At 55.1% G+C, this 18,756-nt stretch carries 18 protein-coding genes; 10 read left to right on the top strand and 8 right to left on the bottom strand.

The window, feature by feature from the left end; translation table 11 throughout:
- Positions 1 to 15 precede the first annotated feature (15 nt).
- The 5 genes from AC0V6L_RS09170 to AC0V6L_RS09150 are packed head-to-tail and all read right to left on the bottom strand — an operon-like array spanning position 16 to position 3,594.
- Positions 16 to 870: a hypothetical protein gene (locus AC0V6L_RS09170; protein ID WP_486153973.1), complete on the bottom strand. Its 855-nt coding sequence runs from the start codon at positions 868 to 870 to the stop codon at positions 16 to 18.
- A complete protein-coding gene (gene larB, locus AC0V6L_RS09165) occupies positions 825 to 1,484 on the bottom strand; it encodes a nickel pincer cofactor biosynthesis protein LarB (RefSeq protein ID WP_486153972.1) in 660 nt (219 codons plus the stop codon). The genes AC0V6L_RS09170 and larB overlap by 46 nt, the downstream gene beginning before the upstream one ends.
- Positions 1,481 to 2,293, bottom strand: a complete 813-nt coding sequence (gene larE, locus AC0V6L_RS09160) for an ATP-dependent sacrificial sulfur transferase LarE (RefSeq protein WP_486153970.1) — start codon at positions 2,291 to 2,293, stop codon at positions 1,481 to 1,483. The genes larB and larE overlap by 4 nt, the downstream gene beginning before the upstream one ends.
- A gap of 3 nt (positions 2,294 to 2,296) precedes the next feature.
- Entirely contained in the window at positions 2,297 to 2,935 is a 639-nt protein-coding gene (locus tag AC0V6L_RS09155) for a hypothetical protein (protein ID WP_486153969.1), read from the bottom strand.
- On the bottom strand, positions 2,932 to 3,594 hold the full coding sequence (locus AC0V6L_RS09150; protein ID WP_486153968.1) for a TetR/AcrR family transcriptional regulator: 663 nt from the start codon (positions 3,592 to 3,594) through the stop codon (positions 2,932 to 2,934). Before AC0V6L_RS09150 ends, AC0V6L_RS09155 begins: the two co-directional genes overlap by 4 nt.
- A gap of 110 nt (positions 3,595 to 3,704) precedes the next feature.
- Between AC0V6L_RS09150 and AC0V6L_RS09145 the strand changes: the two genes are divergently transcribed.
- The 3 genes from AC0V6L_RS09145 to AC0V6L_RS09135 are packed head-to-tail and all read left to right on the top strand — an operon-like array spanning position 3,705 to position 6,696.
- The gene (locus tag AC0V6L_RS09145) at positions 3,705 to 4,367 is read left to right on the top strand and encodes a (2Fe-2S)-binding protein (RefSeq protein ID WP_486153967.1); all 663 of its coding nucleotides are present in this window, start codon (positions 3,705 to 3,707) and stop codon (positions 4,365 to 4,367) included.
- Positions 4,364 to 5,791, top strand: coding sequence for a hypothetical protein (locus AC0V6L_RS09140; protein ID WP_486153966.1), 1,428 nt, complete (start codon positions 4,364 to 4,366; stop codon positions 5,789 to 5,791). The genes AC0V6L_RS09145 and AC0V6L_RS09140 overlap by 4 nt, the downstream gene beginning before the upstream one ends.
- The gene (locus tag AC0V6L_RS09135; RefSeq protein WP_486153965.1) at positions 5,791 to 6,696 is read left to right on the top strand and encodes a molybdopterin-binding protein; all 906 of its coding nucleotides are present in this window, start codon (positions 5,791 to 5,793) and stop codon (positions 6,694 to 6,696) included. Before AC0V6L_RS09140 ends, AC0V6L_RS09135 begins: the two co-directional genes overlap by 1 nt.
- Before the next feature lie 6 nt (positions 6,697 to 6,702).
- On the opposite strand, the gene AC0V6L_RS09130 is transcribed toward AC0V6L_RS09135, so the two are convergent.
- Positions 6,703 to 8,244: an acyl-CoA synthetase gene (locus tag AC0V6L_RS09130; RefSeq protein ID WP_486153964.1), complete on the bottom strand. Its 1,542-nt coding sequence runs from the start codon at positions 8,242 to 8,244 to the stop codon at positions 6,703 to 6,705.
- Between the two features lie 230 nt (positions 8,245 to 8,474).
- On the opposite strand from AC0V6L_RS09130, the gene AC0V6L_RS09125 reads away from it, so the two are divergent.
- The 4 genes from AC0V6L_RS09125 to AC0V6L_RS09110 are packed head-to-tail and all read left to right on the top strand — an operon-like array spanning position 8,475 to position 13,176.
- Positions 8,475 to 9,671, top strand: a complete 1,197-nt coding sequence (locus AC0V6L_RS09125; protein WP_486153963.1) for an iron-containing alcohol dehydrogenase — start codon at positions 8,475 to 8,477, stop codon at positions 9,669 to 9,671.
- Positions 9,672 to 9,719: 48 nt separating this feature from the next.
- Positions 9,720 to 10,769, top strand: coding sequence for an aldo/keto reductase (locus tag AC0V6L_RS09120; protein WP_486153962.1), 1,050 nt, complete (start codon positions 9,720 to 9,722; stop codon positions 10,767 to 10,769).
- A gap of 27 nt (positions 10,770 to 10,796) precedes the next feature.
- The gene (locus tag AC0V6L_RS09115; RefSeq protein ID WP_486153961.1) at positions 10,797 to 11,603 is read left to right on the top strand and encodes an enoyl-CoA hydratase-related protein; all 807 of its coding nucleotides are present in this window, start codon (positions 10,797 to 10,799) and stop codon (positions 11,601 to 11,603) included.
- Entirely contained in the window at positions 11,590 to 13,176 is a 1,587-nt protein-coding gene (locus AC0V6L_RS09110) for a long-chain-fatty-acid--CoA ligase (protein ID WP_486153960.1), read from the top strand. Before AC0V6L_RS09115 ends, AC0V6L_RS09110 begins: the two co-directional genes overlap by 14 nt.
- A 16-nt stretch (positions 13,177 to 13,192) precedes the next feature.
- Here AC0V6L_RS09110 and AC0V6L_RS09105 read toward each other — a convergent pair whose 3' ends face one another.
- Entirely contained in the window at positions 13,193 to 14,356 is a 1,164-nt protein-coding gene (locus AC0V6L_RS09105; RefSeq protein WP_486153959.1) for an acyl-CoA dehydrogenase family protein, read from the bottom strand.
- Positions 14,357 to 14,366: 10 nt separating this feature from the next.
- Complete coding sequence (locus AC0V6L_RS09100; RefSeq protein ID WP_486153958.1) at positions 14,367 to 15,488, bottom strand: acyl-CoA dehydrogenase family protein; 1,122 nt, start codon at positions 15,486 to 15,488, stop codon at positions 14,367 to 14,369.
- Between the two features lie 196 nt (positions 15,489 to 15,684).
- Here AC0V6L_RS09100 and AC0V6L_RS09095 point away from each other — a divergent pair, with 196 nt between their 5' ends.
- The 3 genes from AC0V6L_RS09095 to AC0V6L_RS09085 are packed head-to-tail and all read left to right on the top strand — an operon-like array spanning position 15,685 to position 18,747.
- The gene (locus tag AC0V6L_RS09095) at positions 15,685 to 16,722 is read left to right on the top strand and encodes a phosphotransferase family protein (protein ID WP_486153957.1); all 1,038 of its coding nucleotides are present in this window, start codon (positions 15,685 to 15,687) and stop codon (positions 16,720 to 16,722) included.
- A gap of 11 nt (positions 16,723 to 16,733) precedes the next feature.
- On the top strand, positions 16,734 to 17,468 hold the full coding sequence (locus AC0V6L_RS09090; protein WP_486153956.1) for an SDR family NAD(P)-dependent oxidoreductase: 735 nt from the start codon (positions 16,734 to 16,736) through the stop codon (positions 17,466 to 17,468).
- Between the two features lie 31 nt (positions 17,469 to 17,499).
- Entirely contained in the window at positions 17,500 to 18,747 is a 1,248-nt protein-coding gene (locus tag AC0V6L_RS09085) for an acyl-CoA dehydrogenase family protein (RefSeq protein WP_486153955.1), read from the top strand.
- The last annotated feature ends 9 nt before the right edge of the window (positions 18,748 to 18,756 follow it).

The raw sequence follows: 18,756 nt of genomic DNA, 5'->3' as shown, positions 1-18,756 counted from the left end.
GCCGCCGCGTTTCTCTCAGATGCGGCCGGTTACATGCATCCGCAAATCAAGTATGGGCGCGTCAAGAATGGCGCGCCCCACGTCTATGGCATCTGCCCCCGCGCGGGCGGCAGGTCCAAGATCATCAAGGCCAAGGCCGCCGCCAAACGCCAAACGAATGTTCTGCCGCATTCCCACCTTGGACAAAGCCGCGTCCACATCTCGTAAATCTTCGATCCGGCCGGTATCAACCATCACCACCCCTGCACCATTCGTTACCGCGTGGAGCGCCTCATCGACCGATGTCACTTGGATCGCCACGGGTCCATGATCGACCCCGCGCCCTGCCGCTATCGCAGCTGTGACGCTTCCAAACATTCGGACCGAGTTTTTGCCCATGTAGACGAAGTCGCCATCGACCAGCCGGGGCAAAATTTTCGCTGTCGCTAAACCTGCTCGAAGAAGAGGCTTGAGCTCAGGCGGGAGTTTCTTCCATCCGCCACAGGCAATCGAAAGGCCAGATGGCGCCTGCTTTCGAAACTGCGCCGCGCGGGTCGCGATCCCGGAGGCAAACCCGAGCTTGCCCAAGACATAGTCTTCAGCAACGCCAATCTCTTGAGCAGTGCCGAAGACGCGCACCACCGGGTCACCGGCGGACACTGCCATTCCTTCTGTCGCCTCAACTGTCCACTCACCGCTTGGCCCGGGAACATGCGCCGGGTCCACGAAATCGAGCCCCGCAATAATGCCGGGCTCTGTTGCCTCTACAACTGCCGTAAAACGCCCCGTTAGCCCCCGGAATATTTGTTCTGTCAGGGAAATAGACGAAGGCTGCTGCGCCGGGCTCACCGGAGCGCAGCCATCTGATTGAGGACGCGTAAAGCCCCGCATGCTGCGCCAAATCCATTGTCGATATTGGTCACGAGAACACCCTGCCCGCAGCTTGCCAGCATCGAATTGAGAGCCGTTTGCCCACCTTTCGAAACGCCATAACCCACAGATGTTGGCACACCGATCAAAGGTTGCGGCACGAGACCGCCAAGAACCGAGGCCAAGGCCGCATCCCAGCCCGCAACGGCGATAACCACGTCATGGGTTTTGATTTCATCCAAACGATCAAAAAGTCGATGAATGCCTGCGACCCCGACATCGGCGATGAGAGAAACTTCGCAACCCGAAAATTCAAGCGCCCTTACCGCCTCGCCCGCGACCGCCAAGTCAGAGGTGCCGGCCGTCACAACCGCGATGCGCCCGTCCCTTTTGGGCAAGGGTCCATGGAGAATTCCGGTACGCGACCTCGGATCAAAATCGAGAAGTTTGGTAAGCGCCGGATCGAGCCGATCAAACACTTCTTGATCCAACCGGGTAAAAAGAGTTTTCGCCTCCGGTTTCGAACCAAGATCGGCAAGAATAGCGTTCAGCGCCGCATCGTCTTTGCCCTGACAAAAGATAGCCTCTGGCATCTTTAGGCGTTCGGTACGCTGATGATCATGCGTGAAGGTCATGATTGCCCCACGAATGCGCGGCCGGGACTATACGGCTTGTCGTCCAACATCACCTCAACGATGGCCGGATCAATCGAAGCGATGGTTTGCGCGACACCGCGCATAAGAGCTTCATCAATCTTCGCGCGGTCAGAATTTGGCACTTCGATCCGCATCACATTCTGATCCAATCGGCAACGCACCACATCCAAACCCGTTTGCGATCGAACATGGTTTTCAGCGGCATGCACCGCTTGCAATAATTTGGGCGTCACACGTGTCCCAGTATAGAGCCGGCTGGCGAGGCAGGGGGAAGCTGGCAGTTCTGCAAAAGACAGATCGAAACCGCGTGCAAGCGCCCGAATATCCTCCTTGGAGAATTTCGCCTCTATCCACGGGTGCCTAACATCGCGTTCAGAGGCTGCCTCAAGACCGGGACGATACTCACCCAGATCATCCAAGTTTGCGCCGCTTAAGATTGTCCCCTGCCAGTCCATCTGATCAATGATTTCGGAGAGGCTGGAATAAAGGTTCGATTTGCAAAAATAGCAGCGGTTTACCGGATTGCTGAGATAATCTTCATCGGCAAATTCGCCCGAGGTTACGATCTTGAGGTCCCAGCCCTCATTCTCTGCGATCCCCTTCACCCGCTGCGTCGCCTCTGTGGGTACAGCGGGGCTTACCGCGTGCGCGATAGTGGTTTTCGATTTTGCGTGACGATGCGCGATCCACGCCAGCAAAGTGGAATCGATCCCGCCGCTGCATGCAATGACCAGCGGACCCATTTTGTCGAGGGCACCCTTAATCCGCTGAGCGAGCTCGGTTTGCATTACCTATCCCCGTACCAACCAGAAAAGCCCAAACGCAATGGCCGCCAATCCAACGGCTCCCTGAAAAACCTGGACATAACGCTGGGAAAGATCGCCAATCACATTCTGGAAACGGCCGTACAGAACCGAGAAAACAAGCATCGCAAAGAGCACGCCAAGGCAGAATACGATGACAAAAGCGAACCTTGGCGCAGGGTCCATAAGAGCAATCGGGATAAGCGCCATAAGCGACGCGCTTCCCGCAAGTCCGTGCACAAACCCGATCAACAAAGGCGCCCCAGAAAGGCCCATCCACCCTTTGGTTTGAACGGCAGATGCATTGCTTAATACTCCTTGGCGAAGAGACCAAAGCACCGATATCCCTGTGAGCATCAAGATCACACCAACAACGGATTCCGCGCTTGCAGCGATAACCTCGGGCAGGTGTTGTCCTGTAACGATCACGAGACCCGCCACAGCCACAATCATCAATCCATGCCCAAGCGACCAAAGAAGCGCATATCGATGCGGCCGCCGTGCACGCGCCGCGCCATTGTGTGACGACAAAGCAGAGATTGTCATCAAATGGTCCGGATCAAGCGCATGGAGAAGGCCCCGCGCCAATCCCACTGCCAAGACAGTAAAGGCAATCGCCAAAGTCATTGGCCCTCATCCCGCTTTAGCGAGTTCAAAAGTGCGCCAAACTGCTCGAATGCGGCCATCAGGATAGGACGTGCGTTTGGACTTGCAAAGAGCGCTTGTGCAAGGCCCCAGACAGCATGGACATACAGGACAGAGGTGGCACGGATATCGACGCTTTGCGCGATCATGCCCTGATCTTGGCAAAGGCGGAGTATCCGCTCGATGCGAGCAACCTGCTCACGCGATAATTGCTCCACCCGCTGCGAAAGGGCGGTATCGGTAGAGGTCAGAGCGGCGGCGTGGATCGCCATGGCTCCGGTGGTTTCAGCGTCGCGCTCGCTCGTACCGTGCAAAGAGCCATAGTGGCGTTTCAAAGCGTCGAGGTGCCCCTGCAATAACGCCCAAGCCTCCTCAGCCGAAGCGTCATCAGGGCATTCAATCAATGCGATGTGATTGTCCCGCACAATGTGATCTTCAAGGATTTCAAGCGCCAATTCGCCCCGGTCAGCGTAATGATACTGCGCAAGGGTACGGCTGAATCCTGCGCGCAAGCTGATCGCAGCCAATGTTGTGCGTTCGTAACCATCGTTTGCAAACAGATAGAGCGCCGCCTCTCGCAAGCGCGCTTTGGCGTCTGCGGTGCGTTCTTCCTGCGTTCGAGGAGCGGCCTTGGGCTGCATTCCAATCCTATCATATTGGTGGCTGTCGTGTTCTTGTATAGCAACTTACTGTCTGATAGTAAATAAGTTGAAACAGGATTTTGAACCATCCTGAATTGCAGGAATAGCAAATGCCCAAAGAAGTGCGCCTCGTCGCGAAAATCCTTGCCGATAAATGCACCGGCTGCCGCCTGTGTGAACAGGTTTGCCCTACTGTTGCCATCGGAATGCGCCCACGCACAGAGGATGAACCCGGCCCATCGCGCAACATTGCCGTGCTTGATCCAGCGGCCTGCTACAACGCGCAAGGATGCGTCGAATTGTGCGCCGATGACGCGATTGAAATGGTCGAGTTGGAAGAGCCATTTGAAGTTGGCTTTGACGTGCAAAAGGGTGCGGACAAAGACGCAGTGAAAGCGCTTTGCCGCAAGGCAGGCTACTCGCCGATGATGCGGATTTGCGTGTGCACCGACACCAGCGCGGGCGATATCGCGGCGGCGGTACTTGCTGGGGCTGATACTCCAGAGGACATATCACTCGCCACCGCAGCGCGCACCGGGTGCCAAGAGCTATGCTTGCAACCCATGCTGCGCATTCTTGAGAAAGCGGGCCATACCGATATGCAGCGCAACCCCAAATCGGGCTTCCAATGGTATGGAGACTCGGCAATTTTGTGGGATCAAATTCAACCTGATGGGTCTATGCCAGACGAGCTTAAAGAGCATTATCCCGCCTACCCCCTCGAAACGGAATTCGCCGACATGGGTAAGCTTTCAAAGCGGAGCAAAAAATGAACGAGATTTCTCCCTTTCTAGAAGACATCCGTCCGCCCGCTTTCCACGAGACATGGAACAAGCGCAAACCGGCCGAAGTGGTCAAGAAGCGCGCGGCTGATTTGCCGGATATGACGGCGCTTTCTGTCCGCGCGATCATGCCAGAATTGCCCGAGACCATTTGGGCAGAAGACCCCATTCTGGGCCCAACCAACGTCACCGAAGTTCGCCGCCAAGCCAAGGCTCAAGCCGAGGCGATGGATTGGTCGAAGATTGAAAAAGGCCGGATGGTCAATTTGATCGCCAACCCGCACGGATTTCAACTTTGCGGCGAAGCCTATGTCACAATGCTTGAGGTGTTGGCGGACCACGTGCGCACCCATTGCGAAGCGCGCGTACGCCTGCGCATCGCGGAAAGCATGGGGCATATTGAAAACCCCGATTGGGTCAAAATCTATAACCTTGAAGAGCGCTTTGGCGATGTCACCGAATGCCCACAGATAGGGCCAGGTAAAAAGGTCGATACCCGTCTTGGCGACATGTATGTGCTCAAGAAGTTGTTCGATGCCCCTTATTTCATTCACACCCACGTGACCGAAATGCGCGAGGGGTATTTGCACCGGATGATGGACCGCTTGTTCAAGCCGTTTGGCATGGCATATGCCCGGCTTGAATCGCGTTCTGCCTATCACTTTGGGTTTGGGCCGCGCACCGGGCAAATTGTCTCGCGCGAGATATTTGAAAGCCCCGATATTCAAAAACGCTATGTCGGCACGATGGTCCTCGATACAACGTCAGAAGGCGTGGTTGGCGTGCATGGCCATAACGATCTCTACACGCTCGATCGCGGGCTCGCCTCTGGCATCATGCGCAATTACGGCGCGGTGATGCGTATCCTTGGCGAGATTGAGGATTGCGTTGTTGTTTTCGATGACCACGGTTGCGGGGTCTACACCTATTCCGGAGGGATCGCCTTCGACAATATGCTGTGTGCAGACGTTGACTTCCTCGACCTGGACAATCTTGCCGTGCTGGCACCGGAAATCCATGACAGGTCCGATCCGGGCCTTACAATGGGCCGCAACAATGCGATTAAGAGCATCGTGATCAATTACATGGCAGGCGGCGTTCCCCAGCCGTTTATTTGGAACAATTATCCGCTGCATATCGTGGGCGAAGAAGTCAAAAAGTGGCTTTATGGCGACCCAACCAACTATCACATCTCAACCGCTGAAACTCAGCTGTGGGACTCCTTAGACGACGCCGTGGCTTCGGCGTGCAAAGAGGGCAACACGAAGAACGTGATCGTCTTTGACCGCACACCCGGTGCCTTCCGCGTCAGCCGTCCTCTGGCCGAACACCTATACAAACGCGCGCCCGCCGTTCGCAAACAGGTCGAGGAAGAACTTCTTCCCAAATGGCTGCGTCAGCGAGGTCTTGCCTGATGACCACGGTCCAGCTGCTCGACAAGACGGAAGTCTGGCTGCGCGGTGTGCATCTTGAAAACGCCGATCTGCCGAAGATCGCTGAAGCTGTGGCTGATGTTCTTGAACTACCCCGCGACAAGGTCTTCGTGATCGACGTACGCGAAGGATTGATTGTGCTCGATATCCTTTCCCCGCGCGTTGAGCTTGAGGGCGTGACCGGCAAGCAGGCGGGCATTTTCGACCGGATCAAGACAATCGGAGGGGTTAGCGTCGATGATGATGCGACCGTTCACAGCGAAGGCATCCTCGGAGTAATCGGCACGCCCCGCGAAGAAGTCGACAGCTACCTCAAGGGCGCGCAGCGGCTTGAGCAACAGTTGATCAACTTCGCTGCCAAGCGCGTGGCAGTGGTCAGCACAGGCTTTGAGCTGGTTGCGGGCCATGTGAAGGACACCAACTTTGAAGCGATCAAAGAAGCCATGGAGCCCGAAGGCTATGAGGTGGTTTATGGCGGCGTTGCAGGCGATAGCGAGCGCGAAATCGCAGGGCTCGTTGCGCGCTTATCCTCGGAAGGCTTTGGACTGGTAATCACGACAGGCGGTGTCGGCGCAGAGGATAAGGACAAGACGATCGAAGCAGTCGCTCTCCTCGATAAAGAAATGCATACCGCCATTCTCGCCCAATTCAAAAAAGGGCACGGGCGCCATGTCAAGGACAGCATCCGCATCGGCATGGCCAAAATGGGTTGGTCTACGATCCTATCTCTGCCCGGGCCAACGCACGAAGTGAAGTTGGCATTGCCGGTACTGATCCAAGGGATCGCTGATGAAACCCCGCTCAGCGAGCTGGTGGAAGCGATATCTGTGCCGATCCGCGCGACGCTTCCAAAACATCTAACTGGCGGCCAAGCTGACCACCACTAGTGGCCCTTAGCCCGCCTGAGCGACATACTCATCTTTGAGGAGACGCTTATAGAGCTTACCCGTCGGAAGGCGCGGCAATTCGGGTCGAAAATCAACCACACGCGGAACCTTATAGTGAGCGATGGAATCGCGCAGATAGGCGATCAATTCAGCCGCGAGGGCTTCGTTGCCCTCCACCCCTTCGGCGGGTTGGACCACAGCTTGAACGAACTCGCCCATCTCTTCATCGGGTAAGCCGAACACTGCCACATCGGCGACCTTATTGTGCAGGATTAGACAGTCCTCGATCTCTTGCGGATAGATGTTCACACCGCCTGAAATGATCATAAAGGCCTTGCGGTCAGTGAGGTATAAGAAACCGTCTTCATCGACATATCCAACATCGCCAAGCGCAGACCAATTGGAGTGCGTGGGGTGCTGAGCTGCACGGGTTTTCTCAGGCGCGCCGTGATACTCAAATGGCATGGTTTCGTTTTCGAAATAGATAGTGCCCGCCTCGCCCACAGGCAGCTCATTGCCTTCGTCATCACAAACATGCGGCACACCCATCATCGGTTTGCCCACAGAGCCGGGATGATCCAGCCAGTCTTGCGATCCAATGGCAGTCATACCATTGCCTTCGGTCCCCGCATAATATTCGAAGATAATCGGCCCCCACCAATCAAGCATCTGCCTTTTGACTTCCGTTGGGCATGGAGCAGCAGCGTGAACGCAAAATGAGAGCGAGCTCAGGTCATACTTTGTCCGCACTTCTTCCTCTAGTTTGAGGGCGCGAACAAACATGGTCGGGACAACTTGGACCGCCGTGATCTTGTATTGCTCAATGTACCGAAGCATATCCTCGGGATCGAATTTCTCCATTACCACCGAAGTCCCGCCAACCTCATGTATTCCTGCGGTCCATGACAAAGGTGCAGCATGGTAGAGTGGAGCTGGGCTGAGGTAGACTGTGTCCTCGCCAAAATTTCCGGCCAAACGGCCCATCATTGATGCCTGCATGGGCGATTCTTGAACCGGCAATCCGGTCAATGGGCGTTTAATCCCTTTGGGCTGACCCGTGGTGCCCGACGAATAGAGCATGATTGAGCCCAGCGGCTCTTTCTCCAACGGCTGGGCCGGGTATTTCGCAAGCGATTCTTCGAAATTCAGAAAGTTCGCATCAGAACCACCAACCATCAATTTGATAGTGCAGTCGGGTGCATGCTCAAGCGCAGCGCTGGCGACTTCGACATAGCGCGGCGTCGTGATCAACGCTTTTGCACCGCTGTCAGAGAGGATGAAACCGCCCTCATCAGCGGACAGGAAACGGTTTACGGCCGTATAGTAAAGGCCACTGCGCATCGCGGCCCAATAACCGACGAAATACTCAAGGATGTTCTCCGCCCAAATAGCGAAGCGGTCGCCTTCCCTTAGGCCTTCGGCATGGAGCAATTGCGCCATCTGATTCGAAAGATCATTGAGCTCGCGATAGGTCATCACCTCGCCGGAACCAGCCATAATGAGCGCCGGTTTATCGGGCGTCTGCTCGGCGAACTTACCAGGGTACATACCTCTACTCCTAATCTGATTGGCCCACTCGCAAGCGGCCCATCCAAGCTACCAACTTTATACTGAACAGTTAGTATGCAAAATGCATAGTTGTCCAGTTGTAGCTTGCCCTCTACGCAGCTCTATACTAAACGCTTGGTATGCAAAATTGAAGCCTATCATTTGGCTTAATTTTCACACCACAGAGGCGGTGTGGCACGCACATCAAAAGTGCACAGGGAGAGTGCGACGTGAGCGGGACAAAGAACTTTGGATTGGACCTTACGACGGTAATCAAAGCCGGCGCTGGGATCCGCGCGCAGGTTCCAAAGACATTCGCTGGTATGGGATGTACAAAGGTCGCGTTGGTCACTGACAAGGGGCTGGTTGCCGCAGGCGTAATCGACAAAGTCGCAGCCGCTTTTGAAGGATCAGATGTATCGATTGCAGGCGTCTATGATGACGTCAAACAGGACAATGACACGCGCGATATCAACGCCATGTCCAAATGGTACAAAGATATTGGCGCCGATGGTTTGCTCGGTGTCGGCGGTGGCAGTGTCCTAGATGCAGCAAAGGCGCTGAAAATCTTGCTCGCCATGGGTGCGAATGACATTGTTGAACTGTTCGGTGGGCGGACGATCGTCTCTTATGCAAGGCCCAAGGCGACGCCTACGAACATCCCGCACATCTCGATCCCAACGACGTCTGGCACTGGGGCGGAAGTGTCGCAAGGGTCGGCCATCCTGCATGCGGAAACCCGCAAGAAACTGATCTTCTTCCACCAGTATCAGAATTCAGATTTTGCGTTCCTTGATCCTGAATTGACCGTCACCCTGCCAAAGCATCTGACCGCAGAACCCGCATTTGATTCGCTCGTGCACTGCTTTGAAGGGTTCTTCACACCGCTCCACAACAGCTTTGCCGACGCGGTCGCTTTGCGTGCGGCGCGGCTCATTTTTGACAACCTGCCGGTTGCGGTTGAAGAGCCGGGCAACCTCCATGCTCGCAGTGAATTACAGGTCGCAAGTTCCCTGTCGGTAACCGCTAGTGTGTCTGGCAGGGGCGCTGCGCCCATACACAATTTCGCCGACGCGGTGGGTCCGGCATACGGTGTCTCGCACGGCCTTTCCAATGCTGTGTACGCACCGATTGTGATGCATAATTTCCCAGAACACTATCTGCCAAGAATTCGCGAGTTCATGCAGTGCATCGGCGTCCCCGTTGAAGGGAAGAGCGATAAAGAACTGCTGGACCAGCTGATCAAAATGGTGGTGGACTTACAAGAACGAACAGGCATCCCAGCGCGTCTTAATATCGATATCGATGCCGAAGCGTTCGCGCACCTCGTGAAAGAGGTGAAAGAGGACCCCGCCGGCCTGCAATATCCACTGCCCGATCATGTGATCGAGGTGTGCCTCAAAGAAAGTCTCAACGTTTCTGCATGAGCCGTGCACTCATGCCCAAAAGCTAAACCCAATTGAAGGAAGCCCATCATGGATTATCTCCCGCTCGGTAACACAGGCCTTTACGTCTCTCGCCTTTGCTTTGGTGCAATGACATTTGCCGAAGATGGGCAAAAAGGCGTCGATTGGATCGCCACGCATGGCCAAGAGAATGCTGACCGCATGGTCGCTACGTCGCTGGATGCGGGGATCAACTTTTTCGACACCGCCAATATGTACGCCAAAGGCGCCTCGGAGCGGATGCTAGGCAAAGCTCTGAAAGGTAAGCGTCACGACAACATCGTCGCGACAAAACTCTACCACCCGATGGGGAAAAACCCCAACAGCATGGGTACAAGCCGGCTCGCTGTAGTGCGTGAAGTCGAAGCCAGTCTCGAACGCTTGGGCACGGATTACATTGATCTCTATCAGGTTCACGGTTGGGACCACACGACACCTATCGAAGAGACAATGCGCGCGCTCGATGATTGCGTAAAGCAAGGCAAGGTTCGCTACATCGGTCTTTCGAACTTTGCCGCTTGGCAGATGGCGGTCGCTGATGGCGCGGCGCGTTTGATGAACACCGAACGTTTTTGCTCAGCTCAGGTTTACTACTCTCTGGTTGGACGTGAGCTGGAAAACGAGATTGTCCCGCTTGTGAAGCATTTGGGCATGGGCACGATGATCTATTCGCCTCTGGCCGCTGGTTTTCTTTCAGGCAAATACACAGACGCCGAAGGAGCGAGTGGTAGACGCGCAACGTTTAGCTATCCACCAGTTGAGCAACCCTTGGGTGACAATGTGGTTCGCGCCCTGCGCGATATTGGTGAGACCCATGATGCATCACCAAGCCAGATCGCTCTTAATTGGGTAATCCAGCAAGACGGGGTGACGTCGGTAATTGTTGGAGCGCGCAAGCAAGAGCAGTTGGAAGACAATCTCAAAGCTTACGACATCAAACTGACCGAGGAAGAACTCGCACGGCTCGATGCTGCCAGCACGCTCCCGCCAAAATACCCGCAATGGGTGCCACATATGGAACGGACACATGATGCCAGCGCGGCCTTCGATCACACCAAGAAAGTCGGCTCGAAGAGATAGTCGGCCGGGTCTCAAAGGGGATTAGCGATGAGTGAACTGCTGGAAAGCATCGAAGATGGCATTTTGACGCTAACGATCAATCGTCCTGAGGTGCACAATGCTCTCAACGAGGACATGGCGATCGCGATCAACGATGCGTTGCGCAGGGCTGAGAATGACTCGGATGTGCGTTGCCTTGTCCTAACCGGCGCAGGCAAGGTCTTTAGCGCAGGTGGCGACATCAAAGTGCAGGCCTCGGGCACAATGATCGACGAAAATGCTGATCCAGAAGATGAGCACGCAAAACTGGTCGAGATGTTGAAGGACGGGACCCAGTTCGCCACTCTCATCTATGAATTCCCAAAGCCAACCCTTGCGATCATGCCCGGCGCGGCAGCGGGTGCAGGGCTCGCTTTGGCCCTTGCCTGTGACTTCCGTTTCTGTCTCGACACAGCAAAGCTAACCACAGCTTTTTCAAAACTTGGGCTTTCATCAGATAGCGGTCTCAGCTTCTTCCTCCCGCGTCTTGTCGGGGCATCAAAAGCGCGTGAACTGTGCTACTTCTCAGATGTCATTTCTGGGCAGGAAGCGCTCCAAATCGGGCTTGTGAATGCGATCGCCAGCAAAGAGACATTTGCTGACGAGGCGCGCAATTATGCTAAGCGACTTGCTGCACTCCCGACGCTTGCCATGATGAGGATGAAGGAAAACCTCAACAAGTCAGAATATCTCAGCCTTAGCGAAGCCTGCGATCTTGAAGCGGAAAACGTCGCCCGATCATTGGCCACCAGCGACCACAAGCGCGCAGCCGCCGCATTCTTGAGAAAGGAGCCTGTGACCTTTGAAGGAAAATGATCCCTACGCTCGCTATAGCCTAGCCGAGACCGTTCGGCGGCACCGCGGTGTTCGAGAGGACAAGCCGGCACTGGTGTTTGAGGACACCACTATCACCTATGGTGAATTTGATGATCATTGTTCGAAGGTTGCCAATGCATTTATCGCAAGCGGTATCAAGACAGGCGACCGTGTCGGGTTTCTAGGCAAGAACGTCCCTGAATATTTTTTCTTTGCCTTTGGCGCTGCAAAAATTGGAGCCGTCACAGTGGGTGTCAACTGGCGCCTTGCCGCTCCCGAAATCGACTTCATTCTTGATGATGGTGAGGTGGATCTTCTTGTCGTTGATGAGGAGTATCTCAGCGTTTTGAGCGCGCTTAAACTGCCGCGAAAACCCATTATCCTCACCGTGGGCGGTGATGGCACCCATCCAGAGTTTTCTACCTGGATGAACGCGCAGTCGGCGCAAGACCCCGGCTTTGAACCTGATGCACATGACACCGCGATGCAGGTTTACACTTCGGGGACAACCGGCAATCCCAAAGGTGCAGAGATTTCGCATCACAACCTTGCATCGGGCTATCGCAACTTCATCGATATTGCCGGTGTTGGCCCCGATAGCGTTTTGTTGAGCGTGCTTCCCATGTTCCATATTGGCGGGTCAATGGGCGCCTATATGGGCCTGTGGTGTGGCTCGACAACTATTGTCCACCGCGAGATTGATCCTGCAAAGATGATGCATGCGGTGGCCGAGCATGGCGTCACGAATATTATGGCGGTCCCTGCACTTTTGCAGGTTTTCCCAACCATTCCCGGCGTAGACGAATTGGACCTTTCATCGGTTCGGATCGTGCAATATGGCGCGTCGCCGATCTCGACAGAGGTGCTGGAAAGCACGATTAAGCTTTTCGATTGCCCGCTAATCCAGACATATGGCCTGACCGAGACGACAGGCCTTTTGTCATGGTTGCCACCCGAGGATCACGATCCCGGCGGCCCGCGCGCACATCTTATGCGTTCAGCAGGCAAACCTTTACCCGGTGTCGAGATTAAAGTCGTTGGCACGGATGGCAAAGAGATGCCCGAGGGGGAAGTCGGCGAGATTTGGACCCGCTCGCCTCAGAATATGAAGGGGTATTGGAAAAACCCCAAAGCAAGCGCGGAAGGCTTTCCAGAAGGGCGCGATGCAAACGGCCTTGGGTGGTTCGCCACCGGAGACGCGGGCACGTTTGAAGAGGGGTATCTCTACATCCGGGACCGCGTGAAAGACATGATCATCTCAGGCGCGGAGAACATCTATCCGGCTGAGATTGAGAATGCTCTGATGTCGCATCCAGACATCGCTGATTGTGCAGTGATCGGCATACCGAGCGAGAAGTGGGGCGAGACCCCCCTCGCCATTCTGGTTGCAGCCAGTGATACCCTACCAAGCGAGGAAGATATCAAAGCGCATTGTGCCGAGCGCCTTGCCCGATACAAATTGCCCTCGCAATTCAAGTTTATGCCTGAAATTCCGCGAAACCCATCAGGCAAGATCCTGAAGGTCGAATTGCGCAAACCCTATTGGGAAGGCCGGGACCGAGCAGTGGGTTAATCCCGCCGATCAGCGTTTACTCAGGGATACCGAGCACGCGCTTTGCAATAACGTTCTTTTGGATTTCATGCGTCCCACCCCAAATTGAGTGGGAGCGTGTGAAGAGCCACTCGCGGGTCCATTGCAATTGCGCAGGAAGGAAGCCTTCCCCTTCCCAGCCAAGCCCATTGGTGCCCGATGCCAACATTGCGATATCATGCGCCTCTTTCTCAACATCGCCCCAGCGATATTTGCCGGTAGAGGAAACATCGCGCGTTTGATCACCGGCACGCCGCCCACTTTTCGCCTCTTCTGCGGCGCGGCGCATTGTTACATCGAGGCCTCTTGCATCGATCTCATGCGCGGCAAGCCGTTCACGCAGGACGGGATCGCTGACTTTTCCATCAGTCATCCCAACCTCTCGCTTCACCAACTCTTCGATTGTCTCTTTGGCTTCAAAGATGATCACATCGTGGATATCGGTTGAGCGCTCATACTGCAGGATGCGTTTGGCCACGCCCCAACCCGCGTTCAATTCCCCGACCAGATCACGCGCATTGGCACGCACATTTTCAAGGAAAACCTGATTAAACTCGCTGCTGCCATCAATCAGCTTTAGCGGAGAAACCTCAATCCCTGGCTGATCCATTTTGACAAGGATAAAGCTGATCCCTTGCTGTTTTATAGCCTCAGGATCGGTGCGGGTGAGACAGAACATCCAATCCGCTTTGTGCGCGCCAGATGTCCAAATCTTTGATCCGTTGATGACGAATTCATCGCCTTCGCGCTCTGCCCGGGTTTGCAGGCTGGCAAGATCGGAGCCTGCGCCCGGCTCACTAAAGCCTTGGCACCAATAAACCTCATTGCGCGCAATCGGGGGCAAATGTTCGCGGCGCTGTTCCTCAGTTCCGATGTCCAGCAAGACCGGGCCAAGCATGGAAATACCCGGATGGCCCGGCGTGGGTGCATCTACCGCGCGCAGTTCGGCGCGCAGGGCGGCCGTGTATTTCTTGTCGAGGCCAGCCCCGCCATATTGGGTCGGCCAATTGGGCGTCACCCAACCCTTGCTCGCCAAAGCATCGAACCACTTTTTCAGGTCATCTTCGGGCAGGCCCGGTTTATTCCCAAAACGCAGATGCTCTGGGAGGTGTTCGGCTACAAACTCGCGAACGCCATTATTGAAGGTTTCAATATCCGACATGGTGTTCTCCTCAATAGCCGCGCAGAGATGCAAAACGGCGATGGTGATAGCTCTCATCGCCAAGCGATAGCTCAGCCGCCTTCATGCGTTTGAGAAAAAGACCGATATCCAATTCATCGGTCATACCCATACCGCCGTGCATTTGGACGCCTTCTGCAGCAATCAGGCGCGCTGTTTTGTTCGCCTGCGCTTTTGCGGCGCTCACGCTAAGCGCGATATCCCCGCGATCATCATCGATGGCGTTCAATCCGTCGAGCAGCAGGCTGCGCGCAAATTCGAGCTCTGCAAACATTTCCGCCGCCCGGTGGCGGAGCGCTTGGAATGTACCGATCTTCACCCCGAACTGCTCGCGCTCTTTGAGATAGGTAACGGTGCGATCAAATACTTCGTCAGCCATACCGACCATCTCCGCGACAAGGCCCATGGTTGCTTGATCAATCACTTTGTCGAGCAAGTCCGCATTGCCGATGGGTTGGCCTGCCTCAACTCCAGTGAACTTCGCCCGAGAGGAGTTGCGCCCGTCCATCATCGTTGTGCGCTGTACTTCGATGCCGTCGCTTGCTGCATCGATTACGAATAGACGCAATCCCGATCGGTCACCCGTTTCCCCGCTGATGCGTGCAAGGACGACAAAATGGTCGGCGACATGACCATCAAGAACATGGCACTTTTCGCCAATAAGAGAAAAGCCATCATCGGTTTTTGCAGCTTGCGTGGTGACGTGGTGAGGATTGAAGCGACCGGTCTCTTCGAAAGCCAATGCAACAATCTTCTGGCCGGACACCGTCGCCTTGAGGATGTCAGCCGCCGCCCCATCAGCTCCTGACAAACGGAGTGAATTCGCGCCCATAAGCACCGTCGACAATAGAGGTTCTGGAGCGAGCACCTTGCCCGCCTGTATTAATACTACGCCCAGTTCACGAAGCCCCATTTCGCTGCCGCCGAGCCGCTCAGGCGCCATAATACCAAGCCAACCAAGCTCGGCCATTTCCTGCCAGATTTCTGGCGAATAGCCTTTGGCATCACGGCCATCTCGAAGCGCCCGCATGCGTTCAATCGGTGAATTGTCGGCAAAGAACTTTTGCGCCGCATCGCTTAGCATCCGCTGCTCTTCGCTTAGTACCAATGACACAGGCCGCTTCCTCCCCAAAACGGCGCACTTTGGGCCGCATAACAGTCAATCACGTTTGATTCTTCAAATCACTTATACTAAACACTTGGTATGTTAAAAGAGGATTCGACGAATTGCTAGGTCACGCCGCGCGCTTCTTGATCAAAATTTCGAGCGAAGACCCATTCTTGTCATCCCGGAAGAGGACAAAGCGCGCATGGTGAATGCGGAAAATCCGATTGATCTGGATGCTCTTGCTTCTTGGATGGATGCGCAAGGGCTGGAAAACGGCGCGCTGGAGGATGTCCAGCTTCTGGCCGGAGGCACGCAGAACATTCTTGTGAAGTTTGCCCGCGGCGGACGCGAATTCGTGCTGCGCCGCCCTCCTCAGCATTTAAGGAAGAACTCAAACTCCACAATGCTGCGCGAGGCGAATGTCTTGCGCGCGCTTTCGGGAAGCGATGTCCCACATCCAGGCTTTATCGCATCATGTGAGGATGAGAGCGTCCTTGGCGCGTGCTTCTATCTGATGGAGCCTGTCGACGGCTTTAACCCGGCCAATGGGATGCCCGCATTTCACGCATGCGATCCATCGAACCGCCGCCAAATGGGTCTCTCTTACATCGAAGGCATCGCGGCGTTGGGCGAAGTCGATTATCTCGCTGCCGGCCTAGACGGCTTTGGAAAGCCCGAGGGTTTTCTCGAAAGACAGCCTTCGCGCTGGATGGGGCAATTGGAAAGCTATTCTTCCTTCGAACAATGGAAGGGATTGAACGAGCTTCCGGCTGTACAGCCAATAGTCGATTGGTTGGAGAGACACACGCCAACTGATTTCAAGCCCGGTATTATTCACGGCGACTGCCATTTGGCGAACACTATGTTCCACAATGACAGTGCGCAGCTTGCCGCTCTCATTGATTGGGAATTGGCAACCATCGGTGACCCTTTGGTGGACCTTGGATGGGTGGTCGCAACATGGCCATCAAAAGATCAAGTGACAGCGATCTCGATCGAGCCATGGGATGGATTTCCAAGCTTGGACGAATTGGTTGCGCACTATGCCAAACACTCCTCGCGCAGCGTTGATGCTGTCAATTGGTACGGTGTTTTGGGGTGCTTCAAATTGGGCTCAATCCTTGAAGGTACAAACGCCCGGGCAAGCGCCGGTAAGGCGCCGAAAGAGACGGGTGATCTGCTGCACTCCATCACCGTTTCTCTGTTTGAACGCGCCCACAAAATCATCGCTGAGAACTAGGAGATACTCGCATGGTTGATCTGAATTTCGCCGGAAAACGTGTATTGGTTGTTGGCGGGTCTAGCGGCATCGGAAACGGTATTGCGCAAGGCTTTCGCGAAGGCGGCGCCGAGGTGCATGTTTGGGGAACACGGGACAGCGCAGATGCCTATTCCGGCGTAGAGGGTTCGGATCTTACAGGGCTGCATTATGATAAAGTGAACGTGGCCGATTTTGAGGAGCTGTCTTCGTATAAGCCACCGTTCGATAACCTCGATGTGCTTGTCCAATCACAAGGGTTCGTTCGGTACAAACAAGCCGAATATGAAAAGCAGGGCTGGGATGATGTCATGGATATCAACATCAATTCCGTCATGCATACAGCATCCAAATTCAAACCTCTTCTGAGCGAAAGCCATGGGGCGCTGATTATTGTAAGCTCGATTTCCGGCATGAGTGCTAATCTTGGAAATCCCGCCTATGCCGCATCCAAAGCTGGCGCGATCAGCCTGACCAAGACCTTGGCGCAAGCATGGGCCCGTGACGGGATCAGGGTGAATGGCATTGCGCCAGGTCTCATCCCGACAAAGCTTACCGCAGTCACAACCCAGAACGAAAAGCGCAGCGAAGCGGCAATGCGCTCTATTCCGGTACAACGCTTTGGCACGCCGCAAGATATGGCCGGGGTCGCACTGTTTCTCGCATCTCCCCTCGCCGCTTATGTCCAAGGTCATACAATCGTCGCCGATGGCGGCCTTACCCTTTAAGTTTCACGTCTAATCGCAAGGCTCCTAAACTATGAACTTTGAATTCAGCGCAAAAACGCAGGCCATGATCGACCGGCTTCAGGCCTTTATGGACGCCCATATCATTCCAGCCGATGCGCAGCTGAATGCTTGGAACAAAGACCCTGCGAACCGCTGGCAACCATGGCCCGGGCTTGAGCCGCTAAAAGATAAGGCCAAGGAAGCTGGGCTTTGGAACCTGTTCCTGCCGGTGGAGTATGGCGAATACAGCCCCGGCCTTACCAACCTCGAATATGCCCCCTTGGCCGAAATCATGGGTCGCCATGTCTGGTGCTGCGAGGTCTTTAACTGCTCGGCGCCCGATACCGGAAACATGGAAGTATTCGCCAAATTTGGCACCGATGCACAAAAGGCCGAGTGGCTTGATCCCTTGCTCAACGGGGATATCCGATCTGCCTATCTAATGACCGAGCCGGATCATGCATGTTCAGATGCGACCAATGTCCGCACCGAAATTCGCAGCGATGGCGATGACTATGTGATCAACGGCAAGAAGTGGTGGATTTCGGGGATCAAAGATCCGCGCTGCAAAGTGCTGTTATTGATGGGTAAGACGAACCCTGAAAACCCCCGTCATTCCCAGCAATCAACGGTAATCATTCCGGCCTATGCGCCAGGGGTAGAAATCGTGCGGCCGCAAACGGTATTTGGCGACGTGCACTCACCGGGTGGGCACTGCGAGGTTCATCTGAAGGATGTGCGGATTCCGAAATCCAATATCATCCTTGGTGAGGGTCGCGGGTTTGAGATTGCTCAAGGCCGCCTCGGGCCGGGCCGCATCCACCACTGCATGCGATCAATCGGTCAGGCGCAAATGGCGTTGGAGCTCATGTGCCAACGTGTGACCGAACGTCGGACCTTTGGCCGCATGCTTTCCGACCGTTCCAGCATCCGCATGGAAATCGCGAAAAGCTACTGTGATATCGAACAAGCGCGCCTGCTCACGCTTAAGGCAGCAGACGCGATCGATCGGCGCGGCGCGAAAAATGCGAAAGACTTGATCGGCGCGATTAAAGTGGTCGCTCCGCAAATGGCGCAAACCGTCGCAGATAGAGCGATCCAAATCTTCGGCGGAATGGGCGTGAGCGACGATGTGCCGCTTGCCGAAATCCTAGCGACACAGCGCTTTATCCGATTGGCCGATGGCCCAGAGGAAGTGCACGCCTCACAATTGGGCAAATTCAAGATCGGTGAATACGCCAAACCCGGAGCCGGCTGGAACGCTGTTCCCACCGACTGATCGTTCAAC

It is taken from the genome of Erythrobacter sp. JB1-15, from assembly GCF_057365035.1.
Note: the sequence above shows the minus strand (reverse complement) of the source record. Positions and strands in the feature narration are given on the sequence as shown.

What these genes read in the sequence shown, in the direction of transcription:
- AC0V6L_RS09170 (WP_486153973.1), bottom strand. Translation starts at nt 870, where the DNA reads ATGCGGGGCTTTACGCGTCCTCAATCAGATGGCTGCGCTCCGGTGAGC.
- larB (WP_486153972.1), bottom strand. Translation starts at nt 1,484, where the DNA reads ATGACCTTCACGCATGATCATCAGCGTACCGAACGCCTAAAGATGCCA.
- larE (WP_486153970.1), bottom strand. Translation starts at nt 2,293, where the DNA reads ATGCAAACCGAGCTCGCTCAGCGGATTAAGGGTGCCCTCGACAAAATG.
- AC0V6L_RS09155 (WP_486153969.1), bottom strand. Translation starts at nt 2,935, where the DNA reads ATGACTTTGGCGATTGCCTTTACTGTCTTGGCAGTGGGATTGGCGCGG.
- AC0V6L_RS09150 (WP_486153968.1), bottom strand. Translation starts at nt 3,594, where the DNA reads ATGCAGCCCAAGGCCGCTCCTCGAACGCAGGAAGAACGCACCGCAGAC.
- AC0V6L_RS09145 (WP_486153967.1), top strand. Translation starts at nt 3,705, where the DNA reads ATGCCCAAAGAAGTGCGCCTCGTCGCGAAAATCCTTGCCGATAAATGC.
- AC0V6L_RS09140 (WP_486153966.1), top strand. Translation starts at nt 4,364, where the DNA reads ATGAACGAGATTTCTCCCTTTCTAGAAGACATCCGTCCGCCCGCTTTC.
- AC0V6L_RS09135 (WP_486153965.1), top strand. Translation starts at nt 5,791, where the DNA reads ATGACCACGGTCCAGCTGCTCGACAAGACGGAAGTCTGGCTGCGCGGT.
- AC0V6L_RS09130 (WP_486153964.1), bottom strand. Translation starts at nt 8,244, where the DNA reads ATGTACCCTGGTAAGTTCGCCGAGCAGACGCCCGATAAACCGGCGCTC.
- AC0V6L_RS09120 (WP_486153962.1), top strand. Translation starts at nt 9,720, where the DNA reads ATGGATTATCTCCCGCTCGGTAACACAGGCCTTTACGTCTCTCGCCTT.
- AC0V6L_RS09115 (WP_486153961.1), top strand. Translation starts at nt 10,797, where the DNA reads ATGAGTGAACTGCTGGAAAGCATCGAAGATGGCATTTTGACGCTAACG.
- AC0V6L_RS09105 (WP_486153959.1), bottom strand. Translation starts at nt 14,356, where the DNA reads ATGTCGGATATTGAAACCTTCAATAATGGCGTTCGCGAGTTTGTAGCC.
- AC0V6L_RS09095 (WP_486153957.1), top strand. Translation starts at nt 15,685, where the DNA reads ATGGTGAATGCGGAAAATCCGATTGATCTGGATGCTCTTGCTTCTTGG.
- AC0V6L_RS09090 (WP_486153956.1), top strand. Translation starts at nt 16,734, where the DNA reads ATGGTTGATCTGAATTTCGCCGGAAAACGTGTATTGGTTGTTGGCGGG.
- AC0V6L_RS09085 (WP_486153955.1), top strand. Translation starts at nt 17,500, where the DNA reads ATGAACTTTGAATTCAGCGCAAAAACGCAGGCCATGATCGACCGGCTT.